The 19872-nt window shown below is 62.5% G+C and carries 18 protein-coding genes; 11 read left to right on the plus strand and 7 right to left on the minus strand.

What is annotated here, in order from left to right:
- Positions 1–38: 38 nt before the first annotated feature.
- From GTP58_RS28655 to GTP58_RS28695, 9 genes are all read left to right on the plus strand, one after another.
- Entirely contained in the window at positions 39–1625 is a 1587-nt protein-coding gene (locus GTP58_RS28655) for a DEAD/DEAH box helicase (RefSeq protein ID WP_161080364.1), read from the plus strand.
- 62 nt (positions 1626–1687) lie between these two features.
- Positions 1688–2659, plus strand: a complete 972-nt coding sequence (locus GTP58_RS28660) for a thymidylate synthase (RefSeq protein WP_161080365.1) — start codon at positions 1688–1690, stop codon at positions 2657–2659.
- Positions 2656–3354 carry an alpha/beta fold hydrolase gene (locus GTP58_RS28665; RefSeq protein WP_161080366.1) on the plus strand — a complete coding sequence of 233 codons (699 nt, stop codon included), beginning with the start codon at positions 2656–2658 and terminating at the stop codon, positions 3352–3354. The genes GTP58_RS28660 and GTP58_RS28665 overlap by 4 nt, the downstream gene beginning before the upstream one ends.
- Positions 3351–3782, plus strand: coding sequence for a membrane protein insertion efficiency factor YidD (gene yidD / locus GTP58_RS28670; protein WP_161080367.1), 432 nt, complete (start codon positions 3351–3353; stop codon positions 3780–3782). Before GTP58_RS28665 ends, yidD begins: the two co-directional genes overlap by 4 nt.
- A 39-nt stretch (positions 3783–3821) precedes the next feature.
- Positions 3822–4307, plus strand: a complete 486-nt coding sequence (locus tag GTP58_RS28675) for a dihydrofolate reductase (protein ID WP_161080368.1) — start codon at positions 3822–3824, stop codon at positions 4305–4307.
- A gap of 14 nt (positions 4308–4321) precedes the next feature.
- A complete protein-coding gene (locus tag GTP58_RS28680) occupies positions 4322–4894 on the plus strand; it encodes a DUF4337 domain-containing protein (protein WP_161080369.1) in 573 nt (190 codons plus the stop codon).
- Between the two features lie 196 nt (positions 4895–5090).
- Positions 5091–7343: an arginine/lysine/ornithine decarboxylase gene (locus GTP58_RS28685; RefSeq protein ID WP_161080370.1), complete on the plus strand. Its 2253-nt coding sequence runs from the start codon at positions 5091–5093 to the stop codon at positions 7341–7343.
- A 259-nt stretch (positions 7344–7602) separates the two neighbouring features.
- The gene (locus GTP58_RS28690) at positions 7603–9363 is read left to right on the plus strand and encodes a DUF1800 family protein (protein WP_161080371.1); all 1761 of its coding nucleotides are present in this window, start codon (positions 7603–7605) and stop codon (positions 9361–9363) included.
- Between the two features lie 8 nt (positions 9364–9371).
- The gene (locus GTP58_RS28695) at positions 9372–10811 is read left to right on the plus strand and encodes a DUF1501 domain-containing protein (protein WP_161080372.1); all 1440 of its coding nucleotides are present in this window, start codon (positions 9372–9374) and stop codon (positions 10809–10811) included.
- Here GTP58_RS28695 and GTP58_RS28700 read toward each other — a convergent pair.
- The 3 genes from GTP58_RS28700 to GTP58_RS28710 all read right to left on the minus strand — a co-directional run bounded on the left by GTP58_RS28700 (position 10808) and on the right by GTP58_RS28710 (position 12967).
- A complete protein-coding gene (locus GTP58_RS28700; RefSeq protein WP_161080373.1) occupies positions 10808–11701 on the minus strand; it encodes an intradiol ring-cleavage dioxygenase in 894 nt (297 codons plus the stop codon). The genes GTP58_RS28695 and GTP58_RS28700 overlap by 4 nt on opposite strands.
- A 65-nt stretch (positions 11702–11766) precedes the next feature.
- The gene (locus GTP58_RS28705; RefSeq protein WP_161080374.1) at positions 11767–12426 is read right to left on the minus strand and encodes a hypothetical protein; all 660 of its coding nucleotides are present in this window, start codon (positions 12424–12426) and stop codon (positions 11767–11769) included.
- Positions 12427–12469: 43 nt separating this feature from the next.
- On the minus strand, positions 12470–12967 hold the full coding sequence (locus GTP58_RS28710; RefSeq protein ID WP_161080375.1) for a Spy/CpxP family protein refolding chaperone: 498 nt from the start codon (positions 12965–12967) through the stop codon (positions 12470–12472).
- A 200-nt stretch (positions 12968–13167) separates the two neighbouring features.
- Between GTP58_RS28710 and GTP58_RS28715 the strand changes: the two genes are divergently transcribed.
- Both GTP58_RS28715 and GTP58_RS28720 read left to right on the plus strand, forming a co-directional pair.
- Positions 13168–13860 carry a response regulator transcription factor gene (locus GTP58_RS28715; RefSeq protein WP_161080376.1) on the plus strand — a complete coding sequence of 231 codons (693 nt, stop codon included), beginning with the start codon at positions 13168–13170 and terminating at the stop codon, positions 13858–13860.
- Positions 13861–13863: 3 nt separating this feature from the next.
- Positions 13864–15414 (plus strand): cell wall metabolism sensor histidine kinase WalK, encoded by a 1551-nt coding sequence (locus GTP58_RS28720; protein ID WP_161080377.1) that lies wholly within the window; start codon positions 13864–13866, stop codon positions 15412–15414.
- On the opposite strand, the gene GTP58_RS28725 is transcribed toward GTP58_RS28720, so the two are convergent.
- From GTP58_RS28725 to GTP58_RS28740, 4 genes are all read right to left on the minus strand, one after another.
- Positions 15404–15763, minus strand: coding sequence for a FlxA-like family protein (locus GTP58_RS28725; RefSeq protein ID WP_161080378.1), 360 nt, complete (start codon positions 15761–15763; stop codon positions 15404–15406). The two genes, GTP58_RS28720 and GTP58_RS28725, sit on opposite strands and share 11 nt — an antisense overlap.
- Positions 15764–15859: 96 nt before the next feature.
- Entirely contained in the window at positions 15860–16426 is a 567-nt protein-coding gene (gene dcd, locus GTP58_RS28730) for a dCTP deaminase (protein ID WP_072790061.1), read from the minus strand.
- A gap of 37 nt (positions 16427–16463) precedes the next feature.
- Positions 16464–17300, minus strand: coding sequence for an alpha/beta fold hydrolase (locus GTP58_RS28735; protein WP_161080379.1), 837 nt, complete (start codon positions 17298–17300; stop codon positions 16464–16466).
- A 74-nt stretch (positions 17301–17374) separates the two neighbouring features.
- Positions 17375–19795 carry a DNA internalization-related competence protein ComEC/Rec2 gene (locus GTP58_RS28740; RefSeq protein WP_161080380.1) on the minus strand — a complete coding sequence of 807 codons (2421 nt, stop codon included), beginning with the start codon at positions 19793–19795 and terminating at the stop codon, positions 17375–17377.
- Between the last annotated feature and the right edge of the window lie 77 nt (positions 19796–19872).

Genomic DNA, 19872 nt, shown 5'->3' on the forward strand with positions numbered 1-19872 from the left:
GCTACACTGCGCCCTCTTTTCGTTTTACTGCATACACCATGACCTTCCACGCACTTGGCCTGATCGATCCTTTACTGCGCACGCTGGACACGCTGGGCTACAAGCAGCCTACGCCGGTCCAGAAGCAAGCCATTCCCGCCGTGCTGGCAGGCCGTGATGTCATGGCTGCTGCGCAGACCGGCACCGGCAAGACCGCCGGCTTCGCGCTGCCGATCCTGCAGCGACTGACGCTGGACGGCGTGACGGAGCCACAAGCCGTGCGCGCATTGGTGCTGGTGCCGACGCGTGAGCTGGCGGAACAGGTGTTCGAGAGCTTCCGCAGCTACGGCGGCAACCTGCCCTTGCGCAGCGCCGTGGCCTATGGCGGCGTCGATATCGCGCCGCAGATCGCCAAGCTGCGCAAGGGCCTGGACGTGCTGGTGGCCACGCCGGGCCGCCTGATCGACCTGCACGACCAGGGCGCGATCAGTTTCGCGCTGCTGCAAACGCTGGTGCTGGACGAAGCGGACCGCATGCTGGATCTGGGCTTTGAGCGCGATCTGGATATTCTGCTGGAAGCCCTGCCGAAGCAGCGTCAGACCTTGCTGTTCTCGGCCACGTTCTCCGATGAGGTACGCAAGCTGACCAAGGGCATGCTGATTGATCCGGTGTCAATTCAGGTGGCGGCGCCCAACACCGCCACGCGCACCGTCAAGCAGTGGCTGGTGACAACCGACAAGCGCCGCAAGCCGGAGCTGTTCCTGCATCTGCTGAATAAGCTGGGCTGGTCGCAGGCGCTGGTGTTCGTCAAGACGCGCAAAGGTGCGGAGGCGCTGGTCAAGGAGTTGCAACAGCATGGCCTTGCAGCAGATGCCATTCACGGCGACAAGACGCAGCCAGCGCGTTTGCGCGCGCTGGACCGCTTCAAGCGCAAAGAGGTGCAGTTGTTGATCGCGACCGACGTTGCGGCACGTGGCCTGGATATTGAAGCGCTGCCGTTGGTGGTCAATTTCGATTTGCCGACGGTGGCGGAAGACTACATCCACCGTATTGGCCGTACTGGCCGTGCGGGCATGACGGGTGAAGCGATGTCGCTGGTGTGTGCAGACGAAGTGGATATGCTCAAGGCCATCGAGACGCTGACGCGCCAGGTGATTCAACGTTTTCAGGAAGCTGGCTTCGAGGCAGATCACCGCGTGCCGGAGACAGCGCCAAAAGGCAGCGCCACGCCGGCGCAAAAACTCGCCGCGCCCCGTGGGGGCAAAGCGGGCAGCAAGCCGGCTGGCGCAGCCAAGCGCCCCGCTACGACAACCGCAGGCAGCAAAACGCCGGCCAAAGCTGAGGCGCGGCCAGCGGGCGGCAGCGAATCGCTGGGCACCTACATCGCGCCGCCGAAACCATTGAAATCGTCGGGTGGCGACCGTGCAGCAGGCGGTAAATCGTCCGGTGGCGCGCGCAGCGACGGCGCATACGGTGGCGGGCCGCGCGGCGGCTATAGCGGTAGCCGGCGTGGCGACAGCGGCTCCGCATCGCCCAAGGGCGCAGTGGTGGTGGCTGGTGGCCGTGGCGCCAAGTCGCAGGCGCGCGTTGAAGGCCGTGCGGCCTCGCAGCCGGGTGGCCGCAAATCCAAACCGGGCAGCCGCTGAGCGCCGGCCGGCCGCCTGTTAAAATAGCCGTCTTTGCACCACCGAACACGTTGGAGAACTGAATGCAGCAATACCTGGAACTCATCCAAACCGTCATCGACACCGGCAGCTGGCAAGACAACCGCACCGGCATCCGCACGCTGAGCGTGCCGGGCGCGATGATGCGCTTCGACTTGAAAAAAGGTTTTCCTGCAGTGACGACCAAGAAGCTCGCGTTTAAATCCGTGGTCGGCGAGTTGTGCGCCTTCCTGCGCGCCTCGCGCAGCGCTGCGGATTTCCGCGCGCTGGGCTGCAAGGTCTGGGACCAGAACGCCAACGAAAACCAGCAATGGCTGGACAATCCCTATCGCCTCGGCACCGACGACCTGGGGCCGGTCTACGGCGTGCAGTGGCGGCAGTGGCCAGGCTACAAAGTGCTGGACGCCGCCAACCAGGCGCAAATCGCCAACGCGCAGAAGAACGGCTTCACCGTCGTCGCGCCGCTGGAAGAAGACGGCGTGCAGAAAGTCCTGCTGTACAAGGCCATCGACCAGCTGCGCGAATGCCTGGACACCATCGTCAACAATCCGGGCAGCCGCCGCATCCTGTTCCATGGCTGGAATCCCGCCGTGCTGGACGCGGTCGCCCTGCCCGCCTGCCACCTGCTGTACCAGTTCATTCCCAACCCGACCACCAAAGAGCTGTCGATGTGCCTCTACGTGCGTTCGAACGACCTTGGTCTGGGCACGCCGTTCAACCTGGCGGAAGGCGCGGCACTGATGCACCTGGTAGGCCGCCTGACCGGCTACACGCCGCGCTGGTTTACCTACTTCATTGGCGACGCCCACATCTACGAGAACCACATGGACATGGTGCAGGAACAGCTGAAGCGCGAACCGCTGCCGCTGCCGGAGCTCATCATCTCCGACCGCGTGCCCGACTTCAGCAAAACCGGCAAATACGAGCCGGAGTGGCTGGAAAAAATCGAACCATCGGACTTCGCACTGGAAGGCTACCAGCACCACGCGCCCATCACCGCCCCGATGGCCGTATGACGCGTCTGGATTTGGTCCCTGGCACCCTGTGCGATGAACGCATATGGGGCCGCCTGCTGCCGCTATTGGGCGACGGCTTTGAATTCCACCACGTCCCGCTGCACAAGGCCCGCTCACGCGCGCAAATGCAAGAGCTGATCGGCGCGCATACGGCGCCGAAAGCCAATCTGGTGGCGTTCTCGCTGGGCGCCTACCTGGCAGTCGAATACGCGCTGACGAATCCGGAACGCGTCAACTCGCTGGTCATCATCGCCAGTTCCGCGCGTGGCCTGCAGGAGAAGGAGAAAGCCACCCGCCTGCGCATCATCCCGCTACTGGAAAAGAACCACTATACCGGCATGACGCAGATGCGCCTGCGCGAGATTCTGGCGCCCGAGCACATGGATGATCCCGCGATTGTGGACGTCATCCAGGCCATGGCGGTGGAACTGGGCAAGGACGTGCTGCTGACGCAGTTCCGCACCACCATCGAGCGCCCGGATTTGATGAGCCGCACCGGCGAGCTGCGTTGTCCCGTGCTCGCGATCGCCTCGGAACAGGATAAACTGGTGGCGGCCGACGATGTCCGCGAATTCAGCCGCTACAATCCGGCCATCGAGCTGCATGTGCTGCAGGAAGGCACCGGCCACATGATCCCGCTGGAGGCGCCGCAGGCGCTGGCCAGCCACCTGTTGAACTTCTACCGCGCCCCATGAAAATTCTGGCCCTGGCAGCCATCAGCTTTTACCAGCGCTACCTGTCGCCATTGAAGGGCTTTAACTGCGCCTTCCGCCGCCACACGGGCCGCGACAGCTGCTCCGCCTACGGCAAGCGCGTGATCGCGCGTCGCGGCCTGCCGGTCGGCCTGGAACTGCTGCGGCGCCGGCTGGACGACTGCCACGAGATACACCAGCACTATCATCCGGCAGCGCCGGCCATGAGCAAGCATCACCGCGCACAGGCCGGCAATTGCGACCTGTCCTGCGATGCCAGCGATGTCGCCGATGTCCTGGGCTGCGCCAACAACTGTACGTGTTTCAGCATCCCGAGTTGCCGCGACTGGCTGGAGGAGCGCCGTTTGCAGCGCAAGCGTGAAAACCGGCGCAGCAAGAAAGCGCGCACGCCAGCGCCTCCGAAACCGTAATTTCAACGATAATCACGCCTCTTTATCGCACCTGGAATCATGAGCAAACTTACTATCATCGTCGCCACCGACGCCCAGCGCGGCATCGGCATCAACAATACCCTGCCGTGGAAGCTGCCGGAGGACCTGGCGCACTTCAAGCGCATCACCACCGGCCATCCAATCATCATGGGCCGCAAGACGTTCGACTCCATCGGCCGTCCGCTGCCCAGCCGCCGCAACATCGTCGTCACGCGCAACCAGCAATGGTCGCATGAGGGCGTGGAAACCGTCGGCTCCATCGAAGCGGCCATCGCACTGCTGGACGGCGCCGAAGGCTTCGTCATTGGCGGCGCCGAGATCTACAAGCAATCGATGCAGCTGGCCGACCAGTTGATCGTGACCCGGATCGCCCAGACCTTCGACTGCGACGCCTTCTTCCCGGAGATCGACGCCGACGCGTGGCAGGAAACCGCGCGCGAAGAACACACCTCGGAGAAATCCGGTCTGCACTACGCTTTTGTTACCCTGCGCCGCAAGGCTTGATTAAGGATACCCCTATGTCTTCTGAAGGCTTCCACGTCCACGGCCCGCACGACCACGCGGTGGAACACGCCAGCCATGGCGGCGATGGCTTTTCCAACAACATTGCCGTCATGACCGCAATCCTCGCTACCGTGGGCGCCGCATTCGGCTACCTTGGCGGCGCCACCCAGAACGATGCCGCCCTGTTCAAGAACAATGCCGCCATCGACAAGACCCAGGCCGCCAATAGCTGGAACTATTACCAGGCCAAGTCTGCCAAGCAGAACCTGGCGGAACTGGCCATGACACTGCCCGGTGTCGATCCCAAGCGCTACGAGGCCGAAGTGGCCCGCTACAAGCACGAGAAGGAAGACATCAAGAAGGAAGCCGAAAAGTGGGAAGAATCCTCGAAAGAGTGGAACCACAAATCGGATGAAGCCATGCACAAGCACCACCAGTGGGCGCTGGCCACCACGGCCGAGCAGATCGCCATTTCGCTGGCCGCCATCACCCTGCTGACCCGCAAGAAGTGGATGATGGGCCTGGCCTATGGCGTGGCCGGGATCGGCGTGGCGATGGGCGCCCTCGCCTGGTTCGCTGGTCACTAAGCAACATTAGTTGATCGGCATGACAGCTATGTAACAAAGGCGTCATGCCGATACGGCATTCTGGTACGATAATTTTTCCCGCAGCAGCGCTGTTTTCTGCGAGAATCCCGTTCTTATTTTTTTGCGGCCATCGTGGTCGCGCCCTGTCCGCCCCTCAACATCCTGTCAGGGGCGGCTTGCTTTTTTGGAGACATGCATGAAATTTCGTTTCCCCATCGTCATCATTGACGAGGATTTCCGTTCTGAGAACACGTCCGGCTTAGGCATCCGCGCCCTCGCCGATGCGATGGAAAAAGAAGGCATGGAAGTGGTGGGCGTGACCAGCTACGGCGACCTGTCCCAGTTCGCCCAGCAGCAGTCGCGCGCCTCGGCCTTCGTGCTGTCGATCGACGATGAAGAATTTGGTTCCGGCTCGGTGGAAGATACCGACACCGCACTGAAGTCGCTGCGCGCCTTCGTTGAAGAGATCCGCTACAAGAACGCTGACATCCCGATCTACCTGTACGGCGAAACCCGCACCTCGCGCCACATCCCCAACGACATCCTGCGCGAATTGCATGGCTTCATCCACATGTTTGAAGACACGCCAGAATTCGTCGCGCGCCACATTATCCGCGAAGCCAAGTCCTATCTGGACGGCCTGGCGCCGCCATTCTTCCGCGCGTTGGTGGAATACGCCAACGACGGTTCGTACTCGTGGCACTGCCCTGGCCACTCGGGCGGCGTGGCGTTCCTGAAATCGCCGATCGGCCAGATGTTCCACCAGTTCTTTGGCGAGAACATGCTGCGCGCCGACGTCTGCAATGCCGTGGAAGAGCTGGGCCAGCTGCTGGACCACACCGGCCCGGTCGCCAAGTCCGAACGCAACGCCGCGCGCATCTTCAACGCCGACCACTGCTACTTCGTCACCAACGGCACCTCGACCTCGAACAAGATGGTGTGGCACTCGACCGTGGCGCCTGGCGACATCGTGGTGGTTGACCGTAACTGCCACAAGTCGATCCTGCACTCGATCATCATGTGCGGCGCGATTCCGGTATTCCTGATGCCAACCCGTAACCACCTGGGCATCATTGGCCCGATCCCGCTGGAAGAGTTCTCGATGGAGAGCATCATGCGCAAGATCGAAGCCAACCCATTCGCGCGCGAAGCCGTGAACAAGAAGCCGCGCATCCTGACCATCACCCAGTCGACCTACGACGGCGTGGTGTACAACGTGGAAACCCTGCGCGAACTGCTGGACGGCCAGATCGACACGCTGCACTTCGACGAAGCCTGGCTGCCGCACGCCACTTTCCACGACTTCTACAAGAACATGCATGCGATCGGCAAGGACCGCCCGCGCGCCAAGGAGTCGATGATCTTCTCGACCCAGTCGACCCACAAGCTGCTGGCCGGCCTGTCGCAGGCCTCGCAGGTGCTGGTGCGTGAATCGGAAAGCGTCAAGCTGGACCAGGACGCCTTCAACGAAGCCTACCTGATGCACACCTCGACCTCGCCGCAGTACTCGATCATCGCCTCGTGCGACGTCGCTGCAGCCATGATGGAAGCGCCAGGCGGCACTGCGCTGGTGGAAGAGTCCATCCTGGAAGCGCTGGACTTCCGACGCGCCATGAAGAAGATCGACGCCGAGTGGGGCAAGGACTGGTGGTTCAAGGTCTGGGGTCCGAACGAATTCGCCGAAGAAGGCATCGGTTCGCGCGAAGACTGGATCATCAAGGCCGAGGACGACTGGCACGGCTTCGGCAAGCTGGCGCCGGGCTTCAACATGCTGGATCCGATCAAAGCCACCATCGTCAACCCTGGCCTGTCGCTGGACGGCAAGTTCGACGAGACCGGCATCCCGGCGTCGATCGTGACCAAGTACCTGGCCGAGCACGGCGTGATCATCGAGAAATGCGGCCTGTACTCGTTCTTCATCATGTTCACCATCGGCATTACCAAAGGCCGCTGGAACACGTTGCTGACCGCACTGCAACAATTCAAGGATGACTACGACAAGAATCAGCCGATGTGGCGCATCCTGCCGGAATTTGCGGCCGCCAATCCGACCTACGAAAAAATGGGCCTGCGCGACCTGTGCCAGCAGATCCACGACTTCTACAAAGCCTACGACGTGGCCCGCCTGACCACCGAGATGTATCTGTCGGACATGGTGCCGGCGATGAAACCGTCGGAAGCATTTGCCAAGATGGCGCACCGCGAGATCGAGCGCGTCGCCATTGATGAGCTGGAAGGCCGCATCACCTCCATCCTGCTGACGCCTTACCCACCGGGCATCCCGCTGCTGATCCCAGGCGAGCGCTTCAACAAGACCATTGTGGATTACCTGCGCTTTGCTCGCGACTTCAATGAACGCTTCCCAGGCTTCGAAACCGATGTCCACGGTTTGGTCAAGCGTGAAGTGGATGGCAAACGCGGTTACTTTGTGGATTGCGTCAAGCAATAAGCACACAAATCTCATAAAAAGGCAGCTTCGGCTGCTTTTTTTGTTGGAGTGTTAAAATTTCGTTGCGTGGAATTGACATTTGCAGAAAGAAATTGTTTTTATCGGCCTAATAAGTTCCTCTAACTCGCCCTCAAAACCACCTTAACGTCGCCTAACTTTTTACAATAATTTAAATAGTTACATTTCACAAATAAACTTTATGTGTTGCATGGGAGCGAGCTCTTCTACAATCGAGCCCATTACATTTTAGGGTAGTGAAATGATAGGCAAACGTTTACAACTCGTCGCCAGCCTGCTAAGTACCGTGCTCCTAGCGTCCTGCGGGGGAGGCAGCTCCAGCGGTGAACAAACTTCCAGTGGCCTGCTGCTTGGCGCCAGCGTCTCATCCGGCAGCGCCGCTCCCGACAACACCAGCACGCCGCTATCGTCAAACGCCACTCCGGTGCGCAAGACCATGGGCGCCACCGCTGCGGCGTCAGCAGCACTGACGCCGCAGGCTGCAGCACAATTTCTGAACCAGGCAACGTTTGGCGCGACCGCAGCCAGCATCAGCGAGGTGAGCAGCTCGGGCAAAGCCGCGTGGATCACCGCCCAATTCAGCAAGTCACAAGTGCGCCACCGCGACTATATCCAGTCCATCTCGGGCGCGACGCCGCTGCAATTCAACGAATCGTTCTTCAAGCAGGCGGTGACCGGCAGCGATCAACTGCGCCAGCGCATGGCGTATGCCCTGTCGCAGATTTTCGTGATTTCCTTTATCGGCACCGGCATGTACGACCGTCCTGAAGGCGCCGCCGACTACTATGACATGCTCGGCCGCTATGCCTTTGGCAATTTCCGCGACCTGCTGCAGGCCGTGGCGCTGCATCCCATGATGGGGCTGTACCTCAGCCATTTGCACAACCAGAAGGAAAGCGGCCCGCGCGTGCCAGATGAGAATTTTGCGCGCGAGATCATGCAGCTGATGTCTATCGGCCTCTATCAGCTGGAACAGGATGGCAGCATCAGGACCCATAATGGCGGCATTCCGCGCGAAACCTATACGCACGACGATGTCGCCGGCCTGGCCAAGGTATTCACCGGCTGGAGCTGGGGCGGCCCGGACAAGAGCAAGCAACGCTTCCACGGTACGGATGCCGACCCGGCGCGCGACTGGCTGCCGATGCAAATGTATCCGGACTTCCACTCCACCTCGTCCAAAACGTTCCTGGGCGTGAGCACCAACGGCAGCGGCGAAGCGGATCTGAAGGTGGCGCTGGATACGCTGTTCAACCATCCTAACGTCGGTCCGTTTATCGGCCGCCAGCTCATCCAGCGCCTGGTTACCAGCAACCCCAGCGCAGCCTATATCAGCCGCGTCTCTGCTGCGTTCGCCAATAACGGCGCCGGCGTGCGCGGCGACATGCGCGCTGTGATCATGGCGATCCTGACAGATCCTGAGGCCAGCGATAACGGCCGTCCGAAGAAGCTGCGCGAGCCGGTGCTGCGCATGACTAACTGGATGCGTGCTTTTAACGCCAAATCGGCCAGCGGCAACTTCCTGCTGAATACCATGGACGATCCGCTGACGAACATCGGCCAGACGCCGCTGCGTTCGCCGTCGGTATTCAACTTCTACCGGCCGACGTACACGCCGCCAAATACCTCGCTGTCGGCGGCAAAGATGGTCGCGCCGGAAATGCAGATCACCGGCGAGCCCAGCGTCAGCGGCTACCTGACGTATATGCAAACCACGGTCGCCTACGGCGCCGGACGCAATTACGACATTCAGCCCAACTACGTGACCGAGGTGTCGCTGGCGCCCAAGCCTGCCGACTTGCTGGACCGGGTGTCGCTACTGCTGATGGGCGGCGGCATGTCGACCACGCTGCGTAACCAGATTCTGACCGCGCTCAATGCCATTAGCGTGCCGGAGTCCAATGGCAGCAACGCGCTCACGATCGACAACGCGCGGAAAAACCGCGTTTATATGGCGGTTCTGCTCACCATGGCTTCGCCTGAATATCTCGCGCAACGATAAGGATCAGCATGTCTCAATATAATCAGTCACGTCGTAAATTCGTCTCCAGCATGCTGGCCATGGCTGGCGGCAGCGCCCTGCCATTCTCGCTGAACCTGGCGGCAATGGGCAGCGCGGCCGCACAAAACGCCAGCGACTACAAGGCACTGGTATGCCTGTTCCTCAACGGCGGCAACGATCACTTCAATACCGTGCTGCCTACCGACCCGGAGTCGTGGCGAGCCTATCAGCAGCTGCGCACCACGGCCGACGGCGGCTCGATCGCCCTGCCTGGCGTTGGCGCCTCCGGTGGCGTGCTGCCGATCTCGCCCACCAATGCAGCGGCAGGCCGCAGCTTCGCGCTGCACCCGTCAATGGCCGCAATGAAGACCCTGTTTGACGGCGGCCGCGCAGCCATCGTTGCCAACGTCGGCACGCTGGTTGGCCCGCTGACGCTGGCACAGTACAAGGCCGGCAGCGCGGCGGTGCCGCCACGGCTGTTCTCTCACAACGACCAGCAAGCCCTGTGGCAATCGGTGCAAGCCAATGGCGCCGGCGACTTTGGCTGGGGTGGCCGCATTGCCGACCTGATCGCCGCCAACACCAATTCAGCCTTTACCGCCATTTCCACAGCTGGCACCGCCCTGCTCCTGAGCGGCCAAAAAGTACGCCAGTATCAGGTCAGCGGTAGCGGTCCGAAGCCGATTGCCAATCTCGACGACAAACTGTTCGGCGTGCCCGCCGCAGCCAACCCGCTGCGCCAGATCGTCACGGCGGATTCGTCCGAACCGTTGTTCAAGGAGCATGCCGCGGTCACCGCACGTGCCATCAGCTCCAACGCGACCCTGAGCAGCGCCTTGCCGCCGGCCGGCGCCGGTGGCGTGCCTGACCCGGCGCCATATATCAACCCCAACACCGGTGTCGCCAGCGTGAATCCATTGGCGCTGCAACTGCAAACCGTGGCCCGTATCATCGCTGCGCGGGGCACGCTGGGCCTGAAACGCCAGGTGTTCTATGTCAGCCTGGGGGGCTTTGACACCCACGACTTCCAACGCGCCAATCAGGCCGACCTGCTGGCCAAGGTGGCCCACGCGGTCGCCTATTTCGATAGCACGATGGCCAGCCTGCAAGGCGCCGACATGCGCAAACAGGTGACGCTGTTTACCGCATCGGACTTCGGCCGCACCTTCACCAGCAATGGCGATGGCACCGACCATGGCTGGGGCTCGCATCACTTCGTCGTCGGCGGCGCCGTCAAGGGCCGCAACATCTACGGCACCATGCCGGTCACCGGCGTAGGCCACAATCTGGACGTCAGTTCGGGCTCGCTGCTGCCGACCATGTCGGTGGACCAGTACGGCGCCACATTGGCAATCTGGTTCGGTTTGTCGTGGACGCAAACTGCGGATATTTTCCCGAATATCGTCAACTTTGATGGCCGGAACCAGGCCTTCATGAACCCCGCCTAAGCAGAAACCGCCACCGTCAGCGTCGCGACATAGCCATCGACGGGATTGCCGCTGATGGTGGCCATCTGCAGCGCGTAGCCGTCGCTGAAGACGTTATCGGTGGCAAAGCTGATCGCCGCCAGGTTGCGCACACTGGCGGTGTAGCCGCTGCTGGCATAGACCTCGTTGCTGGTCGCCACCGGGAAGGTGAACTGCGAGGTCTTGATGCGGCTCGAGGCCGCCGTCGCCTGGGCCAGCGACGGGTACACTTCAAAGTGCACGTGCGGCACACGGCCCGCATAGCAGCCCGGATAAATCGTGCTGAACGTGAGGTTGCCACTGCTATCGGTCTGCTGCACGCCGCGCAGGTAATTCTGGTTTGTCACACCAGTCGAATACAGTGAATAATTGCCGTCGCGGTCGCAATGCCACAGGTAGATGGCGGCATTGGCCAGCGGTGCGCAATTATTGTTGGCATTGACGATCTGCAGCTTGATAGTCAACGGTACACCGGCCGCCGTGCCGCTGGCGCTGCCGAAGCTGCTGCGGATGTCGCTGCGCACTACACCCGATTGCGTGAGCACGTTGACGACGCCGCTGCCGTTGCTGTTGGTGCCATCGGCCGGGTACGGGCCGCCGGTTTCTTCCGGTATCACCGAACACGAACCGTTGGTGCCTGGGGTGGTGGTGGTGGTGGTCGTGGTTGTGGTGGTCGGCGCGGTCGTCGTTGCCGCCGCCGAGGTGGTTGTGCTCTCGCTGCCGCTGGTGCCACCGCCACAGCCAAGCACGGGTAGTGCCGAAGCCCCGGCCAGCAGCCAGCGCATTGTCTGACGACGGTCGCTATTCAAGTTGAGCATGGCGACCAGATCGTTTGCCAGGCTGTGTTCGTGCTTATCGTCGTGAAATTCCATACCTGCTCCTGCCTGGGTTAAAAAACTGCCGCAGCGCGCATGCGCCGCAGCCGGTAAAACAGAGGTTACACCGTGGTGTTCACCATATTGCCGCTAGTGCCGTTGCCGCCGACCTTGGTGGACAGCGCTTGCAGGAAGGCAGCCAGCTTGGTCGCCGCGTCATTGCTGGTGCTGTCACTGCTGGCCGTGCTGCTCGTGCCCAGCTTGTCCAGCAAATTGGCAAACGCGCTTTCCAGCTGATCGACCGCATCGCCGCTATCCGCGCCATCGGTACTGGCGCTGTCGCTACCCGAACCCAGTTTGGCGATCAGGCTTTGCAGATCCGATTCCAGCTTGCCCGGCCCGCCGGGGCCACCACTGCCCTGCTGCTCGCTGTATGGCGGCGGCGCATCGTTGCCGCTGTTCTGCGCATGCAGCGCGCCCATCAGGCTTTGCAGGAAGCTGCCCAATGCAGCAGTGATATCCGTACCGTCCGTCGTGCTGGTACTGTCACTGCTGGATGCCGCCGCCGAGGCGTCGGTGCTGCTGGTACTTGTGCTGGTGTCAGAAATACCGATCGACTTGAGCGCGTCGGCAATCGCGTTGGCAAAACCGCCGCCATCCGGCGGGGGCGGCGGACGCACACCGTCGGTGCCGTTGCTGCTGTTTTTGTTGGTGCTGCTCAGACGGCTCAGGAAACTGAGCGAGCTGGCCGCGCTGCTGGAACTCAGGGCGCTGATAGACATACGGTTCTCCGCTGTTGAGGTTTGAGGGGCACTGCAAAGACAGTCATGGGCGCGGCGGATGGCGCGGCGGTTCGTCCGCCTGCTTCTTGCGTTGTTCCGGCGTCAGCACCGCCAGCAACTTCTGCTGCGTGCGCACGTGCTGCAGCATGATGTTGGCTTCAGCGGTGGCGGCATCCTTGGCCAGGGCTGTGGCCTTGGCGTCGTCAAACTTGTCGCTGTCACCCAGCGCGTGCAAGGCGTCGCGCGCCTTGGCGGCGGTCCTGGACTGTTCGCGCAGATACGGCGCCTCCGCATGCAAGATGGCGAATACCTTGTCTTCCTGCGCCTCGCTCAGCTCCAGGCCGCGCAGGAACGGTGGACGGCCGCCATGCATCAGGCCATGCGGGCCGTGCGGGCCAGGGCCAGGCTCGCCTGGCATCATCGGCGGCTGGTCTGGTGGCACATTGCCATCAGCGCGCGCCGCGCCGCCGGTGACCAGCAGCGGCAACGCCAGCGCGGCCGCCAGCACCATATTGCGTACACCTGAGGTGGATGTTTTCATTGCACATAATCCTTGATTGTTGGAACCGTCATTCTCTGGGCGCCCGGTGTAAAGCGACGTTAGGGCAAAGTAAATCAGGGTAAAGATGTCTAACTGATATTCAATTCCCTGCTGGAAAGACGTTGTAAAACGGCGTAAAAGCGAGCCGTCATGCGGGTTCGGACTGTTATGATGGGCAATCTATACCTGAAGAAATCGCAATGAAAAGCAAAGTACTGCTGATAGACGACGACATTGAACTGGTCGGCATGTTCAAGGAATACCTGGAGCAGGAAGGCTTTGACGTCAAAACCGTGCACGACGGCGAAGCCGGCACCGCCGAAGCATTTACCGGCCTGTACGCCATCGCCATCCTGGATGTGATGATGCCGCGCATGAACGGCCTGGAAACCCTGCGCCGCATCCGCACCACCAGCCAGTTGCCGATCCTGATGCTGACCGGCCGCGGCGACGATACCGACCGTATCGTCGGCCTCGAACTGGGCGCAGACGACTATGTGGCCAAGCCATGCACCCCGCGCGAGCTGACCGCCCGCATCCGCGCCATCCTGCGCCGCGCCCAGGCCGTGCCCGTCGACACCAGCCAGCAGACCGCGCTCACCGTGGGCCAGCTGACCATGTGGCCGGAACAGCGCCGCGCCACCTGGGCCGGCGACAAGCTGGAACTGACCAGCACCGAATTCAACCTGCTGGAAGTCCTGGCCCGCAACGCTGGCCGCCCAGTCAGCAAGAACACCCTGTCGGAACAAGGCCTGGGCCGTCCGCTGGCGCGCTTCGACCGTAATATCGATGTCCACCTGAGCAGCCTGCGCCACAAGCTGGGCACGATTGCCGATGGCCGCTCGTGCCTGCAGACCGTGTATCGGCTGGGCTACCAGCTGATCAAGGAGTAAGTTTTGGGTCGTTTGTTCTGGAAGTTTTTCCTGTCCATTTTGCTGGCGCAGCTGGCTGCGACCGTCGGTATCGGCGGCGCGATCTGGCTCAAGAACCGCAATCAGCTGAATGGCGCGCAGGTCAGCCTGGATACCAGTCCACCGGCGGAAATGGCCATCAACGCCGCCGCGTCGACGCTGGAGTTTGGCGGCGTCAAGGCGCTGCAGCGCATGCTGGAGAGCATGGAGCGCCACCGCGTGTATGCGGTGGACGACCAGGGACATGAACTGCTGGGCCGCGTGGTCAATCCGCGGATCTTGCAGGAGTCGCGCGTGCGCGTGAAGGAAACGGGCCGGCGCCGCGCCGTGCGCCAGGTGACCGCCGACGACGGCAAGCACTACCTGCTGTTCCTGCCGTCAGGCGAGCATCAGCGCGGCCTGGAAGGCGATGGCCGCCCGCTGCTCTCCGGCCTGGGCGGTGGCGCACAGATGGCGATGAAAGCCGCCTCGGTACTGCAAAGCGCCACCGATGACCGCCGTGGCGGCCCTAATCCGGGCCAGGGCGAACCACCGCCGGCCGGTATGCAGCCCGCGCAAGGCATGCAGGCACCGCCGCCCGGCATGGATGGCGAGCGCCGCGACATGGGCGACCGTCCATGGGGTCCACGCTTCCAGCCGCTCGGCCCGTGGGTGCCGATTGCCGCCGCCACGCTGGCCAGCCTGCTGTTTGCGGTGCTGCTGGCCTGGTACTTCTCGCGCCCCATCCGTGCCTTGCGCCAGGCGTTTGATGCGGCCGCGAATGGCGATCTCTCGCCACGCTTCGCCAGCGATAGCGGCAAGGCCGGCAATGAACTCAACGACCTCGGCCGCGATTTCGACCGCATGAGCGCGCGCTTGCGCAGCCTGATCGATGGCCAGACGCGTCTGCTGCACGACGTCTCGCACGAACTGCGTTCACCGCTGGCCCGCCTGCAGGCCGCCATCGGCCTGGCGCATCAGCAGCCGGAGAAATGGAGCGCGTCGATGGAGCGCATCGAGCGTGAAAGCGTGCGGATGGACAAGCTGGTGGGCGAGCTGCTGACGCTGGCGCGCCTGGAAGCTGGCGCCATCAAGGCCTCGCAGGAAGAAATCAGCATGGCCGACCTGCTCGACCAGATCGCCGATGATGCCCGTTACGAAGCCACCAGCCAGAACCGCACAGTGATGCAGGAAGGCGACGCCGACGTGCAAGTGATCGGCCAGTCCGACCTGCTGGGCCGGGCCATCGAAAACGTGGTGCGCAACGCCATCAAGCACAGCCCGGAAGGCGGCGAAGTGCAACTGCAGGCGCGCGCGCTGCCCGACGCCAGCCAGCTTGTGATCCGTGTGCTGGACCGTGGCCCTGGCGTTGCGCCCGCCGATCTGGACACCATCTTCCAGCCGTTCTTCCGCTCCAGCAGCGCCAGCGCCGAAGGCCATGGCCTGGGCCTGGCGATTGCACGGCACGTGATTGAAGCGCACGGCGGCAGCATCCGCGCCAGCAACCGCGCCGGCGGCGGCCTGTGCGTGGAAATGACGCTGCCGGTCAAGCGCTAGTGTCGATCACGCTGCCGACGGTGGCGTAGCGCGATTTGTCGCTGTCCGTGCCGGGCTGCTGCGCGGTCTGTTTGGCCTCGGCTTGCTGCTGGGCCTGCTGAGCCGCCTTCTGCGCGGCCTGCGCCTGCAACTGGGCAATCTGGGCTTCCAGCGCCTGCACCTGGGTTTGCAGCAGCTTGGTCTTTTGCTGACCCGCTTCCGAGGTATCCTTGGCCGCCTCGGTCAAATCCTTTTGCACATTTTGCAACTGTTTCTGCAAGGCAGCGATTGCGCTGCTGCTGTCCGAACTGCCGCTGGTGCTGGTGCTGGTGCTGGCCGCGGCTGTACTCGATCCCACTGCGCTCACCATGATTGCTCCTCATTAATTTATTTCATTAATGAGCTTATCGGCAAAAACAAACGCGGGCCGTAGCCCGCGTGATGTAAAGATCGGTAAATGCCCTGCTTAGGCTTTTGGCAAGGTTACACCATGCTGGCCCTGGTATTTACCGTTACGGTCCTTGTACGAGACGTCACAGATCTCGTCGCTTTCAAAGAACAGTACCTGGGCGCAGCCTTCGCCCGCGTAGATTTTTGCCGGCAGCGGCGTGGTGTTGGAGAACTCCAGCGTCACATAACCTTCCCATTCCGGTTCAAACGGGGTGACGTTGACGATGATGCCGCAACGGGCATAGGTCGATTTGCCCAGGCAAACCGTCAGCACGCTGCGCGGAATACGGAAGTATTCCATGGTGCGCGCCAGGGCGAACGAGTTCGGCGGGATGATGCAGACATCGCTTTTCACGTCCACGAAGGAGTTCGAATCGAAGTTCTTCGGATCGACGATGGTGCTGTTGATGTTGGTGAACACCTTGAATTCGTCGGCGCAACGGATGTCATAGCCGTACGAGGAGGTGCCGTATGAAATCACCTTGCGGCCGTCTTCCTGGCGTATCTGGTCCGGGAAGAACGGTTCGATCATTCCGTGTTCTTCCGCCATACGGCGTATCCATTTGTCGCTTTTAATCGTCATCGCAAGGCATTCCTAAAGTTTTACAATGCCCGGGATTTTACGCTAAAGCTTCTTTTTTAAGAACTTTTTTACCAGGCTGCCCGCCGAGCAGGTCGGCAATCATCTCTTTGGTGGCTTGCGCGGCAGCGGCTGGCGTCTCCATCGGGAACAGGTGGCCGCCCGGCAGGATGCGGAAATGGCGGCCAACCAGCGCCTGCGTGTGCTGGTGGCCGGACTGGCTGGTTTCCCAGGAATTGTCGCCGCCGATAAAGCCGATCGGCACCGGAGAGCCTTTGCTCAGCAGTTTCGGCAGGTGGTGCGGCAGCGTCGCATAGACGGCGGTTTCGTTTTCACGCGTAAACCGCAGCTGGACGCCTTCCAGATGCGGTTTCAGGCCGCTGTCCATGTAGTCACCCAGCACGCCAGGCGCCCAGGCCGCAAACAGGTCCTTGGCGGCGAAATGGTCGTAGGCGGCTTTCACGTCGGGCCACACATTGCGGCGGCGGATAGAGAACTTGGCCGGCGGCACGGCGTAAGCACGCCCCAGCAGTTTAATCATGCGCCAGGCGAACGCGCGCCAGCCGCCAACCACGGGCGCATCCAGCATCACCACGCAACGCACCAGGTCGGGACGTTGGTGCGCCACCATCATGCTCAACATGCCGCCCAGCGAGTGGCCCACAAGGATCACCGGTTCGGTGTAGCGGGTGGTGAGTTCGTTGATGTATTCATCGACCAGATGCGGCCAGCCGTCCGTGACGGGATAGTGCGGATTATGGGCATGCATGTCGAGCGACTGGATGTCGAAGTCTTCAGACAGCAGCGCAAAGAACTGGCGATAGACGCCTGCCGGGTAGCTGTTGGCGTGCGCGAAATGCAGCTTGGGCTTGCTCACAAGCGGTCTCCGTATGATAGTTTTTGCCCCATTGTAATGTGAGTAAGCGCGGGCTGTTGGTGGAAACGCTCTAATTAGCGCGCTTGCCAATAGCGGCCATGGGTGCTGCGGTAGGTGCTTATTCGTATAGTTTCATCAAACTCCAGGGTGATGGCGCCCTGCTGGTCGGTACGGTAGCGCTGGATGTGCATGGCGCCGTAGCGCTCGTAGACTTCCGGCTTGGGATGGTGGTAACGGTTGCGGTGCCCGACCTGGAAAATGGCCGCCTGTGGGTGGACCGCGCGCAGGAAGACCGGCGTCGAACTGGTGCCGCTGCCATGGTGCGGCGCCAGCAGGATATCGGCTTGCAGTTGCGCCGGCGCGCGTGCGACCAATTGCGCTTCCTGCCCGGCCTCGATATCCCCAGCCAGCAGCATGGATTTGCCACCGGCCGTGATTTTGAGCGTGCAGCCGCGCGCGTTGGGCTTAAGGCTGGCGTCGGCATAGCTGGCCGGCAGCGGGTGCAGCATCTCAAAGCGCACGCCGTCCCAGGTCCAGCTCTGGCCTGCCGCGCAGGACACGTGCTGGCGCGCGGCCCGGACAATGGCATGGTTGACGGGCAGCGACGACAGCACCCAGGCGGTGCGTATGCCATCGAGTACAGCGAGTGCGCCGCCGGAGTGGTCGGCGTCGCTGTGCGAAATAAGCACGCCATCCAGCGCATTGATGCCGCGCGCCCGCAGGTACGGCAGGATGACACGGCTGCCAGCATCGGATTCGGGCGAGTAGGCGGGGCCGGTGTCGTACAGGAGCCGATGGCCACGGGTTTCGATCAGCAGCGCCATGCCCTGCCCTACATCAAATACGGTAATGGCCATCTGGCCGGACGCCGGATGAGAGGGCTGCGCGGTCAGCAGCGGAATCCAGCTAGCCAGGCCCAGCCAGCGCACCGGCCAGCCGCGCGGCGCGAGCAGCCAGATGGTGCCCAGCATCGCCCAGCAAAACATCCAGAACGGCGGCACCGGCGCGCTCCACACGGCATAGCGCATGGCGCTGAACCATTGCAGGCACAGGGCCAGCATCTCCACCAGCCAATGCGCGCAGCCCAGTACCGGAACGGCCAGCACACCGGGCAGCATGCTGCCGATCAGTGCAAGCGGCGTGACGACCAGGCTGACCAGCGGAATCGCCACCGCATTGGCCAGCGGGCTGACCACAGAGACCTGGCCGAACAGCAGCATGGTCAACGGCACCAGCCCAAACGTCACCACGTACTGCGTGTGCGTGCCGACGCGCAGCGAATGCGCCAAGCGCTGCCAGCGCGATGGCGCCGGCGGCAGACGCGGCGCAGCGGCAGCACCGGCTTGCGTGTCCGTGCGTTGTGGGCGCGGCGCCGTGCGGCCGATCGTCGCGTACAAAATAATCGCCACTGCACCAAACGATAGCCAGAAGCCTGGCCACAGCACGGCCCAGGGATCGATCACCACCACCACGCCCAGCGCAGCGCACAGCACGTGCGAGATGCTGGTCAGGCGGTTGAACCACAGCGCCGCCGCGACCACGGTCAGCATATAAAGGGTCCGCTGCGCCGGCACGCCGAAACCGGCCAGCAGCACATACAGCAACGCCACCGCCGCCCCGACCAGCGCCGCCACTTTCTGCGCCGGCAGCAGCAGGGGCAGTTGCGCGCGCGTGAAGAAGGACCAGCGCCACAGCGTATAGGCCACCAGCGCGAACAGGCCCGCCACCATGGTGATATGCAGGCCCGAAATGGATATCAGATGGCCGATACCGGTGCGGTTGAACACCTGCCAGTCCGACTGCTCGATACCGCGCTGATCGCCGACCACCAGCGCCACGATCACATTGGCATACGGCCGCCCCGGCAGCGCGGCAAGGATGCGTTCCCGCAGCGCCGCCCGGCTACGTTCAACCAGGTTGCCAACACTCACAACGAAGTCATCCAGCCGCTGGTTACTGCGCACTGGACGTACGTAGCCGGTCGCGCGCAAGCCCTGCTCCAGCAGCCACGCTTCGTAATCAAAGCCGTAGGGATTGGCATTGCCATGGGGGCGCTGCAAGCGTACGGTGAGCTGCCAGCGTTCGCCGGGCTGCAGGTCCGGCACCACACTGACCTGGTCGCGATACCCTGCATACCACGCCAACGCCAGCCGCTGCGGCACTGCGGCGCTGGCGCCCTGCACTAAAAAATTGAAGCGCACGCCTTGGGAAAAACGGTACGGCAAGTTATCGATGGTACCGGTCAGCTGAATATCGCGCCCCTCGTCTTCCAGCGCAAGCTGCGGCGCCAGCGCCTGGTGTGCCAGCCAGCCGGCCCACAGGAAGCCGGCAATCGCGCCATGGCCCAGGTTCGCCATGGCGCGCAGGCGACGCCGCAGCAGGAGCAGCAACGCGGACAGGACGGCCAGCGCGGCGAGCATGGTCCATGAAGGTAGCGACGCCTGCATCTGTAGCACTGTCACGCCTGCCGCAACGCCAATCAGCACCATACGCATCGCACCACCTCCCGGCAGTGATACTACAACGCTGGACAACCCTGCCCGCTTGAGGTGCCTCAACGTGATAATTGACG

The organism is Duganella sp. CY15W, assembly GCF_009857555.1.
Classification (GTDB): Bacteria; Pseudomonadota; Gammaproteobacteria; order Burkholderiales; family Burkholderiaceae_D; genus Rugamonas; species Rugamonas sacchari.